The sequence below is a fragment of the Litorimonas haliclonae genome (genome assembly GCF_965138505.1).
Lineage (GTDB): Bacteria > Pseudomonadota > Alphaproteobacteria > Caulobacterales > Maricaulaceae > Litorimonas > Litorimonas haliclonae.
Window position 1 is genome coordinate 208,036 of the sequence record NZ_CBCSCO010000001.1, and the last position, 18,968, is coordinate 227,003.

Consider the following 18,968-nt stretch of genomic DNA (forward strand, 5'->3'; position numbering starts at 1 on the left):
ATGACGACAAAATCGCGATTTAACGTTTTAGAAGCCCTCGCTGAAGACGAGGTCTCCATAAGTGAGCTTTTTGAAAAAGAGCCAGATAGGCTAAATCGCTTCGTCATGCGCGAAGGCCCTTTGAGAGTGGATTTTTCGAAACAGGCTATACCTAATACGGCGCTAGATGCGCTTCTTAGTATGGCCGCACAATGTGACCTAGAGGAATGGCGCGCCAAACTTTTTGCCGGAGAGGCTGTAAATACGTCAGAAGATCGGGCTGTGTTACACATGGCTTTGCGCGGCGTCGGCGGCGCTAAGGATGTGCAGAGAGACGTGAGTCAAATGCGTCAGCATATGGCGGCCTATGCGGATGAAATCCGTAGCGATGGCAAATTTAAAAACATCGTCCATATCGGTATTGGCGGATCAGACTTGGGCCCTCGACTTGTCTCTGACGGGTTCGAAGCCTGCGCCGAGCAGAGCCTGACATTACGATTTGCAGAAAATGTTGACGGCGCATCTATTAACGATGCTGTTAAAGGTCTCGATCCAGCAGAAACTCTAGTCATTATTGTCTCAAAAAGTTTCGGCACGCAGGAAACAAAAATGAACGGCGAATCTGCCCGGGCTTGGTTGACGGCCGGGGTCGGCGCGGCGGCGGGGGATCATATGCTCGCCGTGACAGCCAACCGTACCCGCGCAATTGATTTCGGTATTCGCGAAGAAAACATCTTTGATTTCTGGGACTGGGTTGGGGGACGTTATTCCGTTTGGAGCGCCGTCGGTTTATCCCTTCAAATCGCTTATGGTCCGGACGTCTTTTCCGACTTCCTCGAAGGCGCCGCCGCAATGGACAAGCATTTTAGGGATCAACCTTTGCAAGAAAATCTTCCTGTGATGATGGCGCTGACAGGAATTTGGAATAGGAATTGCCTTAATTACTCCAGCCTCGCCGTCATTCCTTATTCCCGCCGCCTCCGCAAATTGTCGGCCTTTCTTCAACAGCTGGAAATGGAAAGTAATGGCAAACGCATAACGCGTGACGGCAACGAAGCAGGTCTCACCTGCCCCATCATCTGGGGAGACGAAGGCACAAATGGTCAACATGCCTTCTTCCAATGGCTACACCAGGGGCCTAGCGAAGGGAAATATGGCGGCGCGCCGGTTGATTTCGTCGCTATATTGAAAGATCACGAAAACCGCCCTGACCACCACAAAGCCTTGCTGGCAAATTGTTTTGCCCAGTCTGAGGCGCTCATGCTGGGTAAATCAGAGGACGCTGTTCGGCAGGAGCTCGGAGACAGAGACGATATAGACGCGCTCGCCCCGCAAAAAACTTTCCCCGGCAACCGTCCGTCTACTACGATCACATTAGATGAATTATCCCCATTTGCCCTCGGTCATCTCATCGCTCTCTATGAACATAAGGTGTTTGTTCAAGGCGTTATCTGGAATGTGAACAGTTTCGACCAATGGGGCGTAGAGCTTGGAAAAGTTCTTGCCACAACGATTTTGGAAGAAATGAACACGGACGATCCGGGAAACCATGACGCGAGCACAACGGCGCTCATGGGTTTAGCCAAGACTTAGCCTACCCGGTGCACAGAAAGGCCAACTATTATGTTCCGCTTGCCTTTAATATTTTCGCTTTTATTCGCAGCCTTTCTGTCCGCCTGTTCAGGGCAGCAAGAACGCCCCATAGCGGTTCTCGAAACCACTCAGGGTAATATTGAAATAGAGGTATATACCGACAAAGCGCCGGTTTCAGGCGGCGACTTTCTCCGCTATGTTGAGAATGGGTATTACAACGGCGAAGGTTTTTACCGGGTTGTCCGGGCCGATAATGACCCGTTAAAAATGGGTATGAGCCTCATACAGGGCGGACGTCTTGATAGTGAACCCATCCCTCCTTTCATTAAACATGAACTCACAACAGAAACAGGACTGTCCAATACAGAGGGCGTGGTGTCCATAGCTCGGTCTGAGCCCGGCACAGGTAGCGCCGCCTATTTCTTCATCAATATCGGCGATAATTCTTTTCTTGATTTTGGCGGCGAGAGAAATCCTGACGGTCAGGGCTACGCGACATTTGGAAAAGTTATTTCAGGGATGGACACGGTGCGTAAAATACAAGCAATGGACGCAAAGGGTTTATCCGGTGATAACGTTACGACGGGACAAATTCTGACTGTCCCAGTGAAAATCAACGTCGCGTACCGTAAATAAAGGTTCACCCCGCCGTTTTACCCCGCTAAAGCCCGCACATGAGTAAGAAGCAAAAACAATTCCGGCCCAAGCCCCGTCGTCCTCGTGGATTTGAAGATAAGCCTGCCGAGCTATTGCGCGCAGAGCGCAAACTTATAGACGCGGCTTTTTCCGTTTACGATATGAACGGATTTGAACCTCTTCAAACACCGGCGTTTGAATTTGCTGATGTGCTCGGAAAATTCCTGCCCGATGATGACCGTCCAAATACGGGGATATTCGCGCTCCAAGACGATGATGAACAATGGTTGTCGCTTCGCTATGATTTGACGGCCCCCCTCGCCCGTTTTGTGGCCGAAAATTACGACGCCCTCGCCAAACCTTATCGCCGTTACCAAGCCGGGAGCGTTTTTAGGAATGAGAAACCCGGTCCAGGTCGGTTCCGCGAATTCGTCCAATGTGACGCCGACTCCGTCGGCGCGGCAGGCCCGGCCGCCGATGCCGAGATGATCATGCTCGCTGCGGAAGTCATGCGCGCAGCCGGACTCAAAGATGGCCAATATGCTGTGCGGGTCAATAACCGGAAATTGCTCGACGGTATTTTGGAAAGTTCAGGTGTCCCAAATACGGATGAAGGGGCTATTCAACGGCTTCAAGTGCTTCGAGCCATCGACAAGCTTGACCGTCTCGGTGAAGACGGAGTTGAAGCTTTGCTCGGCGAAGGGCGCGAGGATGAGAGCGGCGACTATACGGACGGCGCGAAACTCAACGCGGCAGGTATCAAAGCTGTGCTTGGTTTTACCACAGCGTCGAATGAGGATCGTGGAAAAACAATAGCGACTTTAGAAGGACTGGTCGGACAATCTAAACGCGGCCTGGAAGGCTGCGCGGAACTCGCCACGATTGATAAAATCCTGACCTCTACTGGGTTCGGGCCGGATCGGGTCAGCTTCGACACCTCAATTGTTCGCGGCCTCGGCTATTATACCGGCCCTGTATTCGAGGCCGAACTCCTCGCGGAAATTCACGACCGCAAAGGCCGCCCTGTTCGCATTGGCTCGATCGGCGGGGGTGGCCGTTACGACGACTTAGTCTCTCGTTTTCGAGGACAACAAGTACCAGCAACCGGGTTCAGTTTCGGTGTCTCGCGTTTCCTATCCGCCTTGGACCGCATGGACGCGCTCGAACAGAGCGTGAAACCGCCTGTCATTATCTGCGCCTTTGATAAGTCGTTAATGGGGGAATATTTCAAAATGGCTGCTGAACTTCGCGCTGCAAATGTTCGGGCCGAAGTCTTTGTCGGGTCTGGCAATGTTACCAAGCAAATGAAATATGCGGATCGTCGAAATTCACAGATTGCTGTGTTGGTCGGGAGTGATGAAATGGCCAAAGGCGAAGTCACTTTGAAAGATCTCTATGAGGGCGCAAAAGCGGCGAAGGCGATTGAGTCCAATGAAGAATGGAAATCTTCCCGCCCGGCTCAGGAAACGGTGAAACGGGATAATTTCGTCTCGGCTGTTAGAGCAATGATGGAAGAATAGTTCCCGGGTTCGTTCGAAATGATCCAATGGGCGTCTGATCGTAATTTGGGCAAAGAGTCCGAACTTTGCCTCAAAAAGGCCTGCGACATTCCTTCGCACACATATCCCACGCCTTCCCTCTTGAAGGCAAACTTTACCCACTTATATGACGTTTGAAATTCAAGAAAAGAGGAAACCATATGCGAAATCGTATCCCTAATGTCACCCTGAAAACCCGCGTGAGAAACGACGCCCTCGATGGCCCGAACCCATTTGAATGGAAAGATCTCGAAACAGCTGAATTTTTTGCTGGCAAAAACATCGTGCTTTTTGCTCTTCCCGGTGCGTTCACACCAACTTGCTCGACATCCCACTTGCCTCGCTATGATGAACTTTATGAGGAGTTTAAAGCTCAAGGCGTTGACGAAGTTGTTTGCCTTTCCGTGAACGACGCCTTCGTTATGTATAAATGGGGTCAAGATCAGGACAACAAAAACATCTTTTTGATGCCTGACGGATCCGGCGATTTCACCCGCAAAATGGGCATGTTGGTTAAGAAAGACAATCTCGGCTTTGGGATGCGCAGCTGGCGCTACTCCATGTATGTCGAAGATGGCGAGATCAAAAAAATGTTCGTAGAAGACAGCTTTGGCGATGATTGCCCAACGGATCCATACGAAGTCTCCGATGCGGACACTATGATGGATTGGCTGAAAAACGGCGAAGAGCGCAAGAAAGCCGCTTAAAACAAAAAAATAGGCGGTGCGCTTTGCACCGCCAGTTCGAAGGGATGTTTAGCTATACACCCCTTCACCTAACAGCTTTGTGTCTAAAAGATGACAAGCTTGTAAAATTAAGAGATCTTAAAAAAGGACCCGCTTGAAAGCATCAGGCGGGTCTAAGTTTTTAGAGAGAGAGGATCATTGATCCTATGACCTTTTAGAGGTCTTTCTCTGAACCTAAGCTGAACCAAGCCTTGACCTAGTTATGCTGAACGCACACATGAAGCGTATGGCCCGTCTCGATCTAAAACTGCTCCCCGTCACCCCTTTTTCCCAAAACTGCTCCCTTCTCTATGACGTGGATACAAAAGACGGCGTCTTGATCGATCCAGGCGGCGAACCTGAAAAACTGAAAGCCGCTATGGAAGAGATCGGCGTTTCCTTGAAAGAGATTTGGCTCACCCATGGTCATCTGGATCATGCCGGCGGCGCGCAAACCTTACGTGAAGATTTCGGCATTGAAGTGATTGGCCCTCACAAAGATGACCAATTCTGGATGGATGATATTGAGCAGCACTGGGCGCGCTACGGCCACGCGGGAATGGGACGCAATGTCGTACCCGATCGTTATCTCAATGACGGAGACGAGTTGGAACTGAGCGGCGTGACTTTTAAAGTGGCACATACCCCAGGTCACACCCCCGGGCACGTTGTCATTTACAATCAGGATATGAAAATTGCTTTCGTCGGCGATGTATTATTTCGCGGCTCGATCGGCCGCACCGATTTCCCGAAAGGCGATCACGCCCAACTAATCAACAGCATTACATCCAAGCTCTGGCCACTCGGCTCTGACATGCGTTTTGTGCCAGGTCATGGCCCAATGGGAACCTTCGGGGCTGAGCGCGCAGATAATCCTTATGTCGCGGATGACGTCGTCAAACATTCAAAAGCTAATACCAGCGGGCCGGGATAAGTCAGTAAAACTAATATTTTAGTTCCCAGTGACGTTTTCTTTCTTCAAAAGTTCAGATTTTATCTGAGCGTTGGAATTAAAGCTCCGCAAAATATTAAGGAGTTCGCCTTGCACTTCGATATCAAACTCGAAGGGTTGCCCGTTCAGAACCTTCTTATTAGCTCCGTTAAACACAACGCCAAGCTCAACATCTCCGTCCAGAGGACCGTCTATAGACGCCGTAAGCTCGCGGTAATTAAACTCTCTCAAAGCTTCTTTGGCGAGGTCATTGTAGACGCCCTCATCGCCAGACGACCAAGTCTCCAGAATATTGTCCCCTTGAAAACGATCGTCCGGTGCCGTTTCATCTGCGACGAACCGGATGACGCCGCCGTCTTTTGCCTCTAAATACCCATCATCTACGAGAACGTTTAATCCTCGAATAACGATTGGGAATACACCTCTCACTGTCCCTGTCGCTTCTAGCTTTTCATTTCCGAATGTTTGAAGAAGTTCATTAATAGAGATATCATCAAGTCGCATGACAACTCTGTTTTCATCAGCTCCATAAATCCATGTGAAAGGGTCAAGCTCAAACGCCCCAAGATTGAGCGGCCAGCGCGCATTGTAAATTTTAACCCCTTCTGGAACCAACTCATATTCGATAGTGCCGTCATCCAATGGAATTCCTGGATCAAAATTCTCCATTGTCAGAATTTGCCGTCCTTTAGTTTGGAATGGCATCAAAGATGAAAACTCAATCTGAGTATTCAGCCCGGTCACAGGCCCCGGCGCAGTACCAAAATTCATGTCCAGAATGTTTAAAACCCCTCCGGACTCCAGCGGGGTGTCAGGAGCAAACTTAAACTGCATATCGGCAGAAACATTTCCCTCAACAGCCGCAACTTTACCTGCCAGAGCAGGAGCCAATGTTTGCGGTTGCAAACCAGATGGTTTGAAAGTGAGACTCTCTAGGACAATATGTGCCGTTCCCTCGCCATCGGAGAAATTATAACTTATATTTACGGGTGTATTATTGGCTTTTGGGACCCGAGCGACAGCCTCTCCGGTAAATACGCCGTCCTCGAATTCTACCGTCCCGGTAACTGGCCAGTCTGGAACGTCCATGGCATCAGAGGTGAAGTCACCGCCCTCATGTTCAACAGCGTAATCCTCCGGGGTCCCCGCGGCGGCAACCGTCATGCCTTTAACAGACCCTTGTGAAACGGTGATATCGATAGATTCTGAATTGAAGTCGAATGTAAGAGCCTCATTCGTGCGGAGAACGTTAAGAGTTCCTTTTGGGGCGCTTCCGCGTGTTCCCTCGACAGGAAAACTATCAGATTGCAGTGTCGCCTGTTCAAATAGGAGCGTCCAATTCTGAGTTTCTGTTCTTGAATTCAACAGCCCTTTCGCTCGCGTGTTACCGAGGGTCATATCAAAATCACGCCCGTCTAGTTTGTTCACTGCGGTGAACTCCACATTTTCCAATCCGGCATTGATTGTCGCACGGGGTTCATTGAGCGCAAAAATATTTTTTCCATCCGTTAAATCGAGTGCGATGTCTTTTAAATTCCAGTCCGTTTCTGTTTGCAAAGTCTCCACAATGACCTTTTTAACTTTCGGAAAGTAGGACATTGACAAGCCTTCCTCTCCCGGCGACGGCAGTCTGAGATTCAACTCCCCTCCTGTTTTAAAACCTTCGACATATCCGCCCGGCACGCGGCCATCAAAGTCAACGCCTCCAGTAATATTTAGCAGGCGCGAAACGCCTACTCGATAATCGATAGTCGCATTGAAAGGGGCTAGACGTGCAAGTTCATTACTTGAAGTCACCTGCCAAGGGCGAGACGTCGACATGCTCCCTGAAAATAAAGTTATATCCGATAATTGCCATCCATTTTCCGAGGCAGCCTCTATCCGCGTTTCTTTTAGAGTCATGGGAATGGGCCGATTAAGCGCAGCATCAAAACTGGCTGTGACCCTGTCATTCACACGGTCCCAAATATAAACGGGTTCTCCTGGTGTTGACGTTATCAAAAGTTCAGTTTGATCTCGAACCACATCCATTGGGGAGAGTAGCGAGATCACGGCTTTATCATTTTGAAAATCGACATCAGCTGTCGCTTTAATCTCTGATTGTTCTAGAACGCCTTCTAGGGCTTCCGTCAGAGAAGGCGCAAAATGCTGAGCAATAGGTGTTTTCGAGAGGGCGTCAGATAATGTCAGCATACTAGCCAAATCTTGGGCCCGGCTCTTGTCGGCAAATGTGAACTGCTCTGTTAAAAGCTCAATCTGACCCTTCAGACCAATTGGAGATGAAAGCGAGGTCTGCCGCGTTATGTCCCCCGTCCAATTGAACAGGCTGCCGTCCAGAGTGAAAGGCTCTGTTTCCAACCGATCCGCCGTACCGTTAACCTGCCCATTAAACGACATGTCGAGCGCCTCAAGATCAACGGGCAGGGTCGTATCCGCTATTAAAACGCCATTCACCTCCAATGTGGCTTCACTCAGGCGGAGGGTTTCGCGTGCAAGAGACCTCACACGGATCAAAGAGTCGATATTTTTTGTATTCCCGTTCACATCCAGGTCGAGCCGCGCACTCCCTTTCAGAGCCCAGTCGTTGTAATTAAGATCGGTTTCATCGATCACTAATGTCGCTTCAAACTCGTCTGTCTGATGAATAGTGGCGCTCACATCAATTTCAGGGGATCCATACGGCGTTTCCAAATCAAACGTCGCATCTTCCAGAAAGAATCCGTTTTCAGGAATTGAAAGACCGCCAGGGGAACTCTCACTTTTCGGGGGAAGCCAGCCATCAACAATTTTGAAGTTTTCGTCGAGCGTAATCCGCGCCTCTGGCTCAACGATACGAAGACGCTTTACTTTGCCCTGCATCGCCTCCTTCCAAAGATAATCAGCCTCAATCCGTCGGGCGGTAAAGAATGGATCTCTGTCCGATTGATAGGTCAGCTTGACGTCGTCGATAGTGACTGTCTCAAGGTTAGCGGTTTTGATAGACAGTTCAGCCTCGATGCCTTGGTCGTGCAAGACAGACACGACATATCTTTCCAAAACAGAGTATCTGTTCGACCAAGTCCAAACCACCACAATGGCAATGACAAGCAATGCACAAAGCAGAGCTACGCCTAGCCATCTCCAGACAGACCATTTTTTGCGCAAATGACGCTCAGATTTTGACTTTTGGGATGTGGTATCCGTCTGGAGTGACATTCGCGTTTGCTTGACCCTTTCCAATTTGGTTTAACCTCCTTACGCTGTGGCGAGACGCAGGACTATAAAAACTTCGTAAGTTTACGAACTGTCTGCATTCGGTTAACCATAGATTAGGGATAAACGGGGAGTATCTGAACCTATCCGTTAACATCGGATAAAAGAGTTCGGTCTCATAAAAGGGTTTTACATATGTCTGATTCTGATCACCAAGCTGGCACGCCTAGCAAGCTGCACGCATTTAAATCAGGTTTATTGATCAGGGCCTCTGCCTTTAAAGACTTTTCCAACACTGCAATTCCTCGTCAGAATCATTTAAAATTTCTTGGTGTCGCAGGTCTTGTTGCATTGGCAGGTCTATTTGCGTTGCCGAATAATGAGGTCCCAACAGTCCAAGCCGCCGAAACCGTCAAATTGCCGACACCTAATATTGATTTAACCCGTTACGATCTTGCTCTGGATGAAAGTTTTGCCATTGCACCTGTCGATCAAACAACCCTCACCGTCAAATCAGGCGATAGCCTGGGCCCCCTTCTTCAAGAAAACGGGTTGAGCGGCACAGAAGCCTATAGAGTGACACAAGCTTTTGCCGAAGTCTTCCCACCCAGAAAAGTTCGCGTCGGGCAAAAATTTGACCTCTATTTTCAGGACGGCGAACTTCAAAACCTAACATTCCGCCCGACCGTAGAGAAAACCGTTTTCGTGGACCGCCACGACGATAATTTTAGCGCCCGTGAAATCTCAGCCGAATTCAAATATGAGACGATTGGTGTAAAGGCGAGAGTTGACAATTCACTTTATCTTGACGCGACCCGTCTCGGCGCTCCGGACAAAGTGGTCGCTCAATTTGCCAATATTTATGAATATTCCGTCGACTTCCAACGCGACATCCAGCCCGGCGATGAATTTGAAATGTTCTTCGAAGTCGCCCTCGACCATAAAGGCGAGATCATTAAAGCCGGCGACCTGCTTTACACAAGCTTTTCTCCGCGCGGTAAAACCTCCAGTTATTGGCTCTATGAAGACTCCGAAGGCTTGGAAAATTTCTACGATCTAGAAGGCAAAACCGCCAAACGAAAATTACGGACAACGCCCATTAATGGCGCGCGCCTCTCCTCTAGCTTCGGACGGCGTAAACACCCTATTCTAGGCTATACAAAAATGCACAGTGGCACTGATTTTGCTGCCCCTCGTGGAACACCAATTATGGCCGCCGGTTCCGGAACAGTTGAACGCGCGAACCGATATGGCAGCTTTGGGAATTACATTCGCATCCGCCATACGGACGGATACAAAACGGCTTATGCACATATGAGCAAATTCGCCAGTGGCATTCGCGCCGGTAGCCGCGTCACCCAAGATCAAATCATCGGATATGTCGGAACAACGGGTCGTTCAACCGGACCTCACCTCCATTATGAAGTGATACACCACGGCAAAAAAATCAATCCGAGCCGTCTTTCTCAGCTTGATGGAAAACCGCTCGCTAAATCTGAAATGGCTGCCTTTGCTAATCGGCGCGGCGAGATCGAAACTCTTAGAGCCTCTTCTACGATTTTAACGCCTGAGCCGGAACTTTCCGTCATGGCGGATGTGGCCCCTTAAAGAGCGATCAAGAACGAGCCTAGTGCTCTATTGATTAAATCCAGTCACGCGTTAAACTTGGCCGATAACATTATAAGGGGTCAGCTGACGTGAAGAATTTTCTCAATTTCTTTTTCTCATTCGATAAGCTTTTAAAAGAAAAGCTTATCATCCCATTTTTTTGGCTTGCGATTATTGTCGGAGGCCTTTCTTTTTTCTCAACCGCCTTAGACGGGATTCAATTAGACCCTCTTGCGGCTTTTGTGAGTTTCATCAACTTTTTCGCCTCCATTTTACTCGCACTGGTGACTATCCGGTTGCTGTCAGAGCTGGCCGTCGCGATTTTTCGAATTAATGATAATTTGTCTCCTGATGGCGGAACTTCGGAATCTGCTAATATTGATATTATGGCGGAAACGCGAAGAGCCGCAGAAGCGGCCTCGCTACGCGCTAAAGAATTCACCCATACAGCCACTGAAAGAACCCGTTCATCTTTCGAAGAGGCGAAGGATAGCTTTGACGATCTCTCGGAAAATGTCCGAAGTAAGCGTAAATCTACTTCAAAATCCGATGATACAAAATCTGAAGATGTAATGGGCAAAGGCTCCGTTCCGACTGAGTCAAAAGACCCGACACCGGTCAAAACGCTCCAGCCCTCGGCTAAACCCAAAACCCGATCGACCACACCGACTGCTAAGAAGGCCCCGGCGAAGAAAAAATCAACAACTTCATCTAAGGGTGCCGCCAAAAAGCGCGGGCCAAAGCCTGGATCGAAAGCGCCGCGTGATAAAGACGGAAACCTTTTGAAAAAAGACGGCACACCCCGAAAGAAACCGGGACCAAAATCTAAATCGTAAGATCAAAAACTATAAAACCCCGCCGTGAGCGGGGTTTTTCATTAAGCCCTAGCGATTTGAATTTTTCCACCGGCCATATCTACTTTTATCTTGTCTCCATCCGCAATCTGCCCAGACAATAGTTCCCGGGCAAGGGCATCTTGAACGTTCTTTTGAATGACCCGCTTCAACGGACGAGCACCGTAAGACGGATCATACCCTTGTTCGCCAATCCAAGTCCGGGCCGCATCGCTTAATTCCAAGGTGATGGATTTGTCTTTCAACCAGCCTTGAAGACGCTTGATCTGAATATCAACAATTGCGCCCATATGTTCAGGCTTGAGCCTTTCGAAGAGTAAAATCTCATCCAAACGATTTAGAAATTCAGGACGAAAATGCGCGTTCACTTCGGCCATAACTCCGACACGGGCGGAATTCACATTCTCACCCTCGCCCAAATTGAGCAAATGTTGAGACCCGATATTTGACGTCATGATGATAAGCGTATTTCGAAAATCCACTGTCCGGCCCTGCCCGTCCGTCAAACGGCCATCGTCCAGCACCTGCAATAATACGTTGAACACATCAGGGTGCGCTTTTTCAATCTCGTCAAATAGCACGACCTGATAGGGGCGTCGCCGCACGGCCTCCGTCAAAGCGCCGCCTTCATCATAGCCTACATATCCCGGAGGCGCTCCAATCAATCGAGCGACCGAATGCTTCTCCATATACTCCGACATATCCATGCGGGTAATCGCCTGATCATCATCAAACATGAATCCGGCTAGAGCTTTGGTCAGTTCTGTTTTCCCGACACCCGTAGGCCCAAGAAACATAAAGCTGCCTATGGGCCGGGCCGGGTCGCGGAGACCTGCTCGGGCGCGGCGCACGGCATCAGACACAGCCGCAACAGCTCGGTCTTGTCCCACGACCCGCGCGCCAAGAATATCCTCCATAGAAAGGAGTTTCTCACGCTCACCCTCAAGCATTTTCTCAACCGGGACTCCGGTCCACCGCGACACAACCGCGGCAATAGTTTCGGAGGTCACAGTTTCCGATGACAGAGCGGACGCATTCGTATTCTGACTTTCCAAATCCCGAACTTGATCTTCCAGAGCCGGAATATCTTCGTGTTGAAGCCTCCCGGCCGTTTCATAGTCTCCGCGTCGTACAGCGTCTTGTAGTTGGAATCTGGCCTGCTCCAAATGCTCTTTCACATCCGTGGCAGACGCGAGTTTAGATTTCTCAGATTGCCAAGCGGATGTAAGCTCATCTGACTGGGCTTCTAGATCCTCAATCTCTGCCTGTCGTTTCTTCAACCTATCTTTCGACGCTTTGTCGTTTTCCTTTTTCAAGGCTTCGACCTCGATTTTCAGCTGTACTAAACGGCGGTCAATTTCATCAAGTGCTTCAGGCTTACTATCCACTTGCATACGCAGGCGAGAGGCGGCTTCGTCCATAAGGTCAATAGCCTTATCCGGCAGAAAACGATCGGTAATATACCGGTTGGAGAGTTGGGCCGCGGAAACAATCGCCGCATCAGAAATTCGAATGCCGTGATGCACTTCGTATTTCTCTTTCAATCCTCGCAAGATAGAAACTGTATCCTCTACAGTGGGTTCTGAGACAAAAATAGTTAGGAATCGGCGCGCAAGAGCCGCGTCTTTCTCAAGATGTTTCCGGTATTCATCAAGCGTGGTCGCGCCCACGCAGTGCAGTTCCCCCCGGGCAAGGGCAGGTTTAAGTAAGTTGGCCGCGTCCATTGCGCCGTCGGTTTTGCCTGCCCCAACTAGCGTATGAATTTCGTCAATAAATAGAATGATCTGGCCGTCTGCCTGCTCAACTTCTTTTAGAACGGATTTCAAACGTTCCTCAAATTCTCCGCGATATTTCGCCCCCGCAATGAGGGACCCCATATCAAGCGCGAGCAAGCGTTTGTCTCGAATACTTTCCGGAACATCGCCAGACACAATCCGATTAGCCAAGCCTTCGGCAATGGCGGTCTTCCCTACACCCGGTTCGCCAATCAACAGTGGGTTGTTTTTAGAACGGCGGGAGAGGACTTGAATCGTGCGGCGAATTTCTTCGTCCCGCCCAATTACTGGATCAAGTTTACCGTCTCGAGCCGCTTGAGTCAGGTCGCGAGCATATTTGGACAGGGCATCATATTGATCTTCCGCCGCATCAGATGTCACAGGATCGTCCGATTTTCTCACTGATTTTATAGCCTCTTGTAGACGGGTGTTATCAATATTGGCGATGTCGAGCGCTTGGCGCAAATCTTTATCCGCATTTAAAATCACCGCGAGCAAAAGCCTCTCAACTGTTACAAAAGCGTCCCCGGCTGCTTTTGCCGATTTTTCGGCATTGGCAAATATCTTAGCGCTGTCTTTAGATAAAGATAACCCCCGTCCGCCCTCGACCTGCGGCAGTTTCCCTAACCCTGTGGACACCGCATTATCCAGCGCGCTCACTTGTGCCCCGGACATTTGTATAAGGTTGCGCGGCAATCCGCCTTCCTCATGAAGCAAGGCCGACATTATATGCAGCGGCACCAGCTGCTGATGGTCACGGGTAATGGCTTCCGTTTGAGCGCTTTGAATAACGCTACGCCCTCTTTGAGTGTATGCCTGAATATCCATTTTTAATCCTGTGCAATTCTTTCATAGTCAAAAATTGACAACTTAACTTATGCGTCATGTAGGATTTTATTCCTGAACTACAAGTACCTAGATATTATAAGACATAAAAAAACCCGACGAAACCGCCGGGCAAATTCGATTTATATTTTGAAGCGCCTTATTCAGCTGCGACAACGCTTTCCTTGTCATCATTATCGCGCGTCGGCGCCTTCCGGCGCCGTTTAGGCTTTTCACCAGAATCAGACTCATCACCCGCCGTCGCCTCCTCTTTTTTCGGACTACGCTTACGCTTAGGTTTTTCAGCTTCCGGTGTGACAACTTCCAAACCCTCAGGCGTATTTTGGGAGTCACCTTTATCGGATTTATTCTTTTTCTTTGGCTCGTTTTTCTTGCTTTTCTCGTCAGAATTTCGAGGTGTATTGTTCTGGTCAGAAATGTTCTGATCATTACTTTGATTGCGGCGCGAGTTCGATGAACGTCCACGTGAATTTCTGCGGGAATTACTATCCTCGCTATTTTCACTCTCATCATCTTTAGCCTCATTGCGTGCCGCACGAGCTTCCTGAGCCGCTTGTTTCGCCGCTTCTTGCGCATTTACCAGACGAAGGTAGTGCTCGGCATGTTGACGGTAATTTTCCGCTTTTACCCGGTTGCCCGCACTGGCGGCGTCACGCGCCAAAGTAGTGTATTTATCGTATATGGTGCTGGCACTGCCGCGAACTTTTACGTCCGGACCATTGCTGTCCATAGACCGATTACTATTATTATTGTTGTTCTTATTACGATTACGACCGCGCTGACGCTTCATGATCTTTTCCTATACGGATATTTTCATCGTTCACACTCTGATCACCCAAAATGAATGTGTCAGGCAAACGACAGGGCCTAATCTTTAAAAAAGGCAATTCTAATGGGGCAATGAGCGGTGTTCCCTTTTCTTCGAACGTTATTGTCGAATCTTTTACTGGAATGGGCCTCGCCTTGCCCATTCGGCGTAGCAAAGTCAGGGGCAAGCGCAAAGCTTTTTTTACGTTTAATTTCAGCTAGGTTTTTTTCCTCCAACGCAACGGGTCTGCCCGGACAAGTCCTTTCTTATTTCAATATCGGCGAAATTGCTTTGAACAAAAAGGTCCTGAACTGTTTCGGCTTGATCATATCCAATCTCGACCCATAGATATCCGCCGGATTTGAGATACCTACCGGCTCCCGACAAAATGGCTCGATACGCTTCTAGGCCGTCAGGGCCGCCCCGCAGAGATATATCCGGGTCAAATTGAACGACTTCAGCTTCCAATTCTTCCATCGCGGCATCCGTTATATAGGGAGGGTTAGAAAGTATCAGGTCATATCTACCAACCACAGCTTCATACCACTCACTTCGAATGAATTCGGCTCGGTTCGAAACCTCTAAATCAGATGCGTTTTCTCGCGCTATTGATAGAGCTTCCTCAGAAATGTCGACTCCGACACCTGCCGCATTTGTACACTCCGAAAGTATCGATATCAGCACTGCACCGGAGCCTGTACCCAGATCGAGGCAGGTCGGCGCCGTTTTCTTCCCTGCAAGAGCTTTTAGTCCGCACCGGATAAGCAATTCTGTATCCGCTCGAGGTGAAAGCACATCCTTAGTCACTTTAAAGCGACGACCATAAAATTCTCGCCACCCTAAAATTGAGTCAACAGGTTCTCCCGATAGGCGGCGGGACGCATAGACAGCGGCAGTATTTGCAACCTCCGGCTCCAACAGTGACGGCCCTTCTAAAGCAATTTCGGTTCGGTTCATTCCGGTCGCAGCGAGGACTAACTCTAAGGCGTCCTCTTCAGGAAAGGAAACCCCCGCCTTCCGAAACTGCTCTGTCATAAAGCGTTTGGCAGACCGCGCGCTGAGTCCTGAATATGAACCATTGTCACTAATACACATTAACCGAGCAACTCGTTCAAAGTGTGGGCTAAGAGTTTCAAATCTTGCTCTCTTGACAGGCTATGGTCGGCGCCTTTGACTAATGTATAAGTTACATCCTGACTTTCCACCGCCTCAACAATTTTCTGGCTATGCTTCGGAGGAACGACAGAATCTTCCGCGCCTTGCAAAATCCGAATAGGACATTTTAGGGCGATGGAGGCATCCAGTATTTGCCGCGCCCTTCCGTCGTCGATAAACGCTTTTGAATAGGCATAAGGTTCTTCATAGCCGGACGGTTCATAAACCACTCCTTGTTCCTCAAGCTCCGTTTTTTGGGCCTCTGTCCAAGCGGCATAGGTTAACTTTTCAGTAAAATCAGGGGCCGGGTTGATAAGAACCATCCCCTCAACACAGTCGACTCTTTCCAAGCCGGCCAATAAGGCGGCCCAGCCCCCCATTGAAGACCCAACAAAAACACATTTTCCGTCACAAAGCGCGTCAATAACCGCAATCGTGTCTGACGCCCATCGGCTGATCGTTCCGTCCGGGAATTCCCCATCGCTTGCGCCGTGGCCGAAGTAATCAAAGCGAATGAAAGCCTGCCCTCTTTCCTGTGCCCAATCTTCCAAGAAAGTAGCTTTCGACCCTTCCATATCGGATTTAAGCCCGCCGCACCAAACAACAGTCGGGCTGCGCCCTTCAGTTTTACGATAGGCTAGTCTCGTTCCGTCAGAAAGGTCTAGAAAGTCAGGTGCGTTAGTCATCAATTTCCTTTATTGATTCTAAATATGAGTCTGAACCAGACCGATAAACCCGCCATGCGCGTTCTGCAAATCCTTCCTGCTCTGGAGACAGGAGGCGTGGAACGAACCTCCGTGGACATCGTGGAAGCCCTCTGCTCTCGAGGACATGTTGCGCATGTATTGTCCGCTGGTGGAAGGTTAGAAAGCGAGATTAAAAGCCTGGGCGGACATCTCCACCTATCCCACATCGGCAGTAAGAATATTCTGACCCTAATCCCCCGAATTTTCGAAATCAGGTCGCTCATTAAAGAACATGACATCAATATTGTTCACGTCCGCTCTCGCGCCCCCGCCTGGCCGGCATATTTTGCGGCTAAATGGACTCGGACGCCTCTCGTCACTACATATCATGGCATTTACAATGCAAAAGGAAGCCTGAAACGATTTTACAACTCCATCATGTCGAAAGGCGATGCTGTCATTGCCAATTCGACGTTTACCCGAGATCACATTCTCAAAACCCATCATATCCCGACAGAAAAAATTACGGTGATCCCGCGCGGCGTTGATATGAATCTCTTTGACCCTTCTAAGGTTAGCCATGACGCGGTTACGGACCAACGAAATATTTGGGGAGGACCGCAAGACAAATTTATAGTGCTCCCCGGCCGGTTAACGCGTTGGAAAGGGCAGTTGGACGCTTTGGAAGCTTTTGCAAAACTCCCTCAATCCTGTCGGCTCATTCTGGTAGGAGACGATCAGGGCCGCGACAATTACGTCTCGGAGATTAAAGAGCGTATTCAAGCCCTGAACCTAAACGGCAGAGTCATTCTTGAAGGCCACAGATCCGATATGCCTCTCGTTCTAGCTAGCGGGCATGTCGTTCTAAGCGCTTCCAATGAACCAGAAGCCTTTGGCCGGATAGCTACAGAAGCCCAAGCCATGGGCCGCACTGTTGTCGCTACGGCATTGGGTGGTGCTCTAGAGACTGTCGAAGACGGAAAGACGGGATGGCTCGTTCCCGTAGGAGATTCGGACGCTATGGCCAGGGCGATTAAGCGAGCCTTGGCTTGGCCGGATTATGATTCAAAACGCTCCAGAACCCGAATTATGCGTTATTTCTCCCGAAAATCGCTTCAGGCGCGTGTTTTAGCTGTATATTCGGAACTTCTCACAGCAAAAAACCGTTAAGTCAGCTAAGCATAGCCCTTGAATATATTGGATGATACGGCCATATTCTTGTCCGACTCTAATAATCTTAGGAGAATTCACATCGCCAGACGCCCATTAGCTGCCCCACCGTCCAAGAAGCCAAAGGGGCCGCGCATTAACAGGGACATTACCGCCAATAACGTCTTACTCATTATGGAAGACGGAGAGAAACGTGGTGTCGTTCCTTTGGAAGAAGCCCTCGCCGCTGCCAGCGCCGCCGGATTAGACCTCGTTGAAGTCGCTCCGAATGAGACTCCGGTCTGTAAAGTTCTCGACTACGGGAAAATGCGCTTTGAGAACCAAAAAAAGAAAGCCGCAAACCGTAAAAATCAGCGGACCCAAGCCCTCAAAGAAATCAAAATGCGTCCAAATATCGACACGCATGACTATGAAGTCAAAACCAAAGCCATGAACAAATTTTTTGATCGCGGCGACAAAGTAAAAGTGACTATCCGCTTCCGGGGCCGCGAAATGGCGCATATGGATCGCGGTATGGATTTGCTGGCGCGTGTCAAAGAAGATTTTGCCGAAATGGCAAAGGTTGAATTCGAGCCTAAAACCGAAGGCCGGATGATGACCATGGTGCTAGCTCCAAGGTAAAATTTACACTCTTTATATACTCCAAACATTGAGATTGCTCTGCACGGCAGAGCTTGACCTATAGATGGGAGTGTCTATAAAGCGCGACTTCCGGTGAGAGCCGGAAACATTGCAGCAGTTTGGGCTAAAGGCATGCCTAACTGCTCTAAAGGCAGCGCCGACCTCCGGGTCTGGAGAACGGCGCAGATCAAGGAGACCGAAATGCCAAAAATGAAGACCAAATCAGGCGCCAAAAAGCGCTTCAAAATCACCTCCAGTGGTAAAGTGAAAGCTGGCCAGGCCGGTAAACGTCACGGAATGATCAAACGTACGAATGACCAAATTCGTAAATTGCGCGGCACAACAGTCCTTAAAGACTGCGATGCCAAGCGTATCAAAAAATCATTCATGCCAAACGGCTAATCGCCGCCCTTTCTATTCTGGAGTAATATTATGTCACGAGTAAAACGCGGCGTCACTAAACACGCACGTCACAAAAAAATCATTGATGCGGCTTCCGGCTATCGCGGCCGCCGTAAAAACACCTTCCGTATTGCGAACCAGGCTGTCGAAAAAGCCGGTCAGTACGCCTATATCGGCCGTAAGCTGAAGAAGCGCCAATTCCGCGCCCTTTGGATCCAGCGGATCAACGCGGCGGCCCGCCTTCACGGGATGACTTATGGTCGTTTCATGGATGGTCTGAAAAAAGCCGGCATTTCTCTGGACCGTAAAGTCCTTGCCGATATGGCCGGAAACGAGCCAGAAAGCTTCAAAGCTTTGGTTGAAACCGCCAAGAAAAATGCGAGCCAACCGCACACTGTTAAATAAATTTTTTAACAGACCAAGAATTT

At 49.4% G+C, this 18,968-nt stretch carries 16 protein-coding genes; 11 read left to right on the forward strand and 5 right to left on the reverse strand.

Translation table 11 applies throughout. The annotated features are described in order from the left end of the window. The 5 genes from pgi to ACNA05_RS00970 all read left to right on the forward strand — a co-directional run bounded on the left by pgi (position 1) and on the right by ACNA05_RS00970 (position 5,405). Positions 1-1,572 (forward strand): glucose-6-phosphate isomerase, encoded by a 1,572-nt coding sequence (pgi, locus tag ACNA05_RS00950; protein ID WP_415809494.1) that lies wholly within the window; start codon positions 1-3, stop codon positions 1,570-1,572. 30 nt (positions 1,573-1,602) lie between these two features. Continuing rightward, positions 1,603-2,208, forward strand: a complete 606-nt coding sequence (locus ACNA05_RS00955; protein ID WP_415809495.1) for a peptidylprolyl isomerase — start codon at positions 1,603-1,605, stop codon at positions 2,206-2,208. 38 nt (positions 2,209-2,246) lie between these two features. Continuing rightward, the gene (gene hisS, locus ACNA05_RS00960) at positions 2,247-3,728 is read left to right on the forward strand and encodes a histidine--tRNA ligase (protein WP_415809496.1); all 1,482 of its coding nucleotides are present in this window, start codon (positions 2,247-2,249) and stop codon (positions 3,726-3,728) included. A 179-nt stretch (positions 3,729-3,907) separates the two neighbouring features. Continuing rightward, complete coding sequence (locus tag ACNA05_RS00965) at positions 3,908-4,453, forward strand: peroxiredoxin (RefSeq protein ID WP_415809497.1); 546 nt, start codon at positions 3,908-3,910, stop codon at positions 4,451-4,453. A gap of 241 nt (positions 4,454-4,694) precedes the next feature. Beyond that, the gene (locus tag ACNA05_RS00970) at positions 4,695-5,405 is read left to right on the forward strand and encodes an MBL fold metallo-hydrolase (protein WP_415809498.1); all 711 of its coding nucleotides are present in this window, start codon (positions 4,695-4,697) and stop codon (positions 5,403-5,405) included. 18 nt (positions 5,406-5,423) lie between these two features. On the opposite strand, the gene ACNA05_RS00975 is transcribed toward ACNA05_RS00970, so the two are convergent. Next, entirely contained in the window at positions 5,424-8,618 is a 3,195-nt protein-coding gene (locus ACNA05_RS00975; protein ID WP_415809499.1) for an intermembrane phospholipid transport protein YdbH family protein, read from the reverse strand. 192 nt (positions 8,619-8,810) lie between these two features. Between ACNA05_RS00975 and ACNA05_RS00980 the strand changes: the two genes are divergently transcribed. Both ACNA05_RS00980 and ACNA05_RS00985 read left to right on the forward strand, forming a co-directional pair. Beyond that, entirely contained in the window at positions 8,811-10,223 is a 1,413-nt protein-coding gene (locus ACNA05_RS00980; RefSeq protein ID WP_415809500.1) for a M23 family metallopeptidase, read from the forward strand. Positions 10,224-10,312: 89 nt separating this feature from the next. Then, entirely contained in the window at positions 10,313-11,059 is a 747-nt protein-coding gene (locus ACNA05_RS00985) for a DUF4282 domain-containing protein (RefSeq protein WP_415809501.1), read from the forward strand. A 41-nt stretch (positions 11,060-11,100) separates the two neighbouring features. Here the strand turns inward: ACNA05_RS00985 and clpB are convergent, their stop codons facing one another. The 4 genes from clpB to ACNA05_RS01005 all read right to left on the reverse strand — a co-directional run bounded on the left by clpB (position 11,101) and on the right by ACNA05_RS01005 (position 16,347). Then, on the reverse strand, positions 11,101-13,680 hold the full coding sequence (gene clpB / locus ACNA05_RS00990; protein WP_415809502.1) for an ATP-dependent chaperone ClpB: 2,580 nt from the start codon (positions 13,678-13,680) through the stop codon (positions 11,101-11,103). A 157-nt stretch (positions 13,681-13,837) separates the two neighbouring features. Further along, positions 13,838-14,488, reverse strand: coding sequence for a DUF4167 domain-containing protein (locus ACNA05_RS00995; RefSeq protein ID WP_415809503.1), 651 nt, complete (start codon positions 14,486-14,488; stop codon positions 13,838-13,840). Positions 14,489-14,719: 231 nt separating this feature from the next. Next, on the reverse strand, positions 14,720-15,541 hold the full coding sequence (gene prmC / locus ACNA05_RS01000; RefSeq protein WP_415809504.1) for a peptide chain release factor N(5)-glutamine methyltransferase: 822 nt from the start codon (positions 15,539-15,541) through the stop codon (positions 14,720-14,722). 59 nt (positions 15,542-15,600) lie between these two features. Further along, positions 15,601-16,347, reverse strand: coding sequence for an alpha/beta hydrolase (locus ACNA05_RS01005; protein WP_415809505.1), 747 nt, complete (start codon positions 16,345-16,347; stop codon positions 15,601-15,603). 24 nt (positions 16,348-16,371) lie between these two features. Here ACNA05_RS01005 and ACNA05_RS01010 point away from each other — a divergent pair, with 24 nt between their 5' ends. The 4 genes from ACNA05_RS01010 to rplT all read left to right on the forward strand — a co-directional run bounded on the left by ACNA05_RS01010 (position 16,372) and on the right by rplT (position 18,945). Further along, positions 16,372-17,517: a glycosyltransferase family 4 protein gene (locus tag ACNA05_RS01010; RefSeq protein ID WP_415809506.1), complete on the forward strand. Its 1,146-nt coding sequence runs from the start codon at positions 16,372-16,374 to the stop codon at positions 17,515-17,517. An 81-nt stretch (positions 17,518-17,598) separates the two neighbouring features. After that, positions 17,599-18,138, forward strand: coding sequence for a translation initiation factor IF-3 (gene infC, locus ACNA05_RS01015; protein WP_415810099.1), 540 nt, complete (start codon positions 17,599-17,601; stop codon positions 18,136-18,138). Between the two features lie 201 nt (positions 18,139-18,339). Then, a complete protein-coding gene (rpmI, locus tag ACNA05_RS01020; RefSeq protein ID WP_121099558.1) occupies positions 18,340-18,540 on the forward strand; it encodes a 50S ribosomal protein L35 in 201 nt (66 codons plus the stop codon). Positions 18,541-18,570: 30 nt separating this feature from the next. After that, on the forward strand, positions 18,571-18,945 hold the full coding sequence (rplT, locus tag ACNA05_RS01025; RefSeq protein WP_415809507.1) for a 50S ribosomal protein L20: 375 nt from the start codon (positions 18,571-18,573) through the stop codon (positions 18,943-18,945). The last annotated feature ends 23 nt before the right edge of the window (positions 18,946-18,968 follow it).

What these genes read in the sequence shown, in the direction of transcription:
- ACNA05_RS00975 (WP_415809499.1), bottom strand. Translation starts at nt 8,618, where the DNA reads ATGTCACTCCAGACGGATACCACATCCCAAAAGTCAAAATCTGAGCGT.
- ACNA05_RS01005 (WP_415809505.1), bottom strand. Translation starts at nt 16,347, where the DNA reads ATGACTAACGCACCTGACTTTCTAGACCTTTCTGACGGAACGAGACTA.
- pgi (WP_415809494.1), top strand. Translation starts at nt 1, where the DNA reads ATGACGACAAAATCGCGATTTAACGTTTTAGAAGCCCTCGCTGAAGAC.
- hisS (WP_415809496.1), top strand. Translation starts at nt 2,247, where the DNA reads ATGAGTAAGAAGCAAAAACAATTCCGGCCCAAGCCCCGTCGTCCTCGT.
- ACNA05_RS00980 (WP_415809500.1), top strand. Translation starts at nt 8,811, where the DNA reads ATGTCTGATTCTGATCACCAAGCTGGCACGCCTAGCAAGCTGCACGCA.
- ACNA05_RS01010 (WP_415809506.1), top strand. Translation starts at nt 16,372, where the DNA reads ATGAGTCTGAACCAGACCGATAAACCCGCCATGCGCGTTCTGCAAATC.
- ACNA05_RS00970 (WP_415809498.1), top strand. Translation starts at nt 4,695, where the DNA reads ATGCTGAACGCACACATGAAGCGTATGGCCCGTCTCGATCTAAAACTG.
- ACNA05_RS00995 (WP_415809503.1), bottom strand. Translation starts at nt 14,488, where the DNA reads ATGAAGCGTCAGCGCGGTCGTAATCGTAATAAGAACAACAATAATAAT.
- ACNA05_RS00955 (WP_415809495.1), top strand. Translation starts at nt 1,603, where the DNA reads ATGTTCCGCTTGCCTTTAATATTTTCGCTTTTATTCGCAGCCTTTCTG.
- ACNA05_RS00965 (WP_415809497.1), top strand. Translation starts at nt 3,908, where the DNA reads ATGCGAAATCGTATCCCTAATGTCACCCTGAAAACCCGCGTGAGAAAC.
- clpB (WP_415809502.1), bottom strand. Translation starts at nt 13,680, where the DNA reads ATGGATATTCAGGCATACACTCAAAGAGGGCGTAGCGTTATTCAAAGC.
- rpmI (WP_121099558.1), top strand. Translation starts at nt 18,340, where the DNA reads ATGCCAAAAATGAAGACCAAATCAGGCGCCAAAAAGCGCTTCAAAATC.
- prmC (WP_415809504.1), bottom strand. Translation starts at nt 15,541, where the DNA reads ATGACAGAGCAGTTTCGGAAGGCGGGGGTTTCCTTTCCTGAAGAGGAC.
- rplT (WP_415809507.1), top strand. Translation starts at nt 18,571, where the DNA reads ATGTCACGAGTAAAACGCGGCGTCACTAAACACGCACGTCACAAAAAA.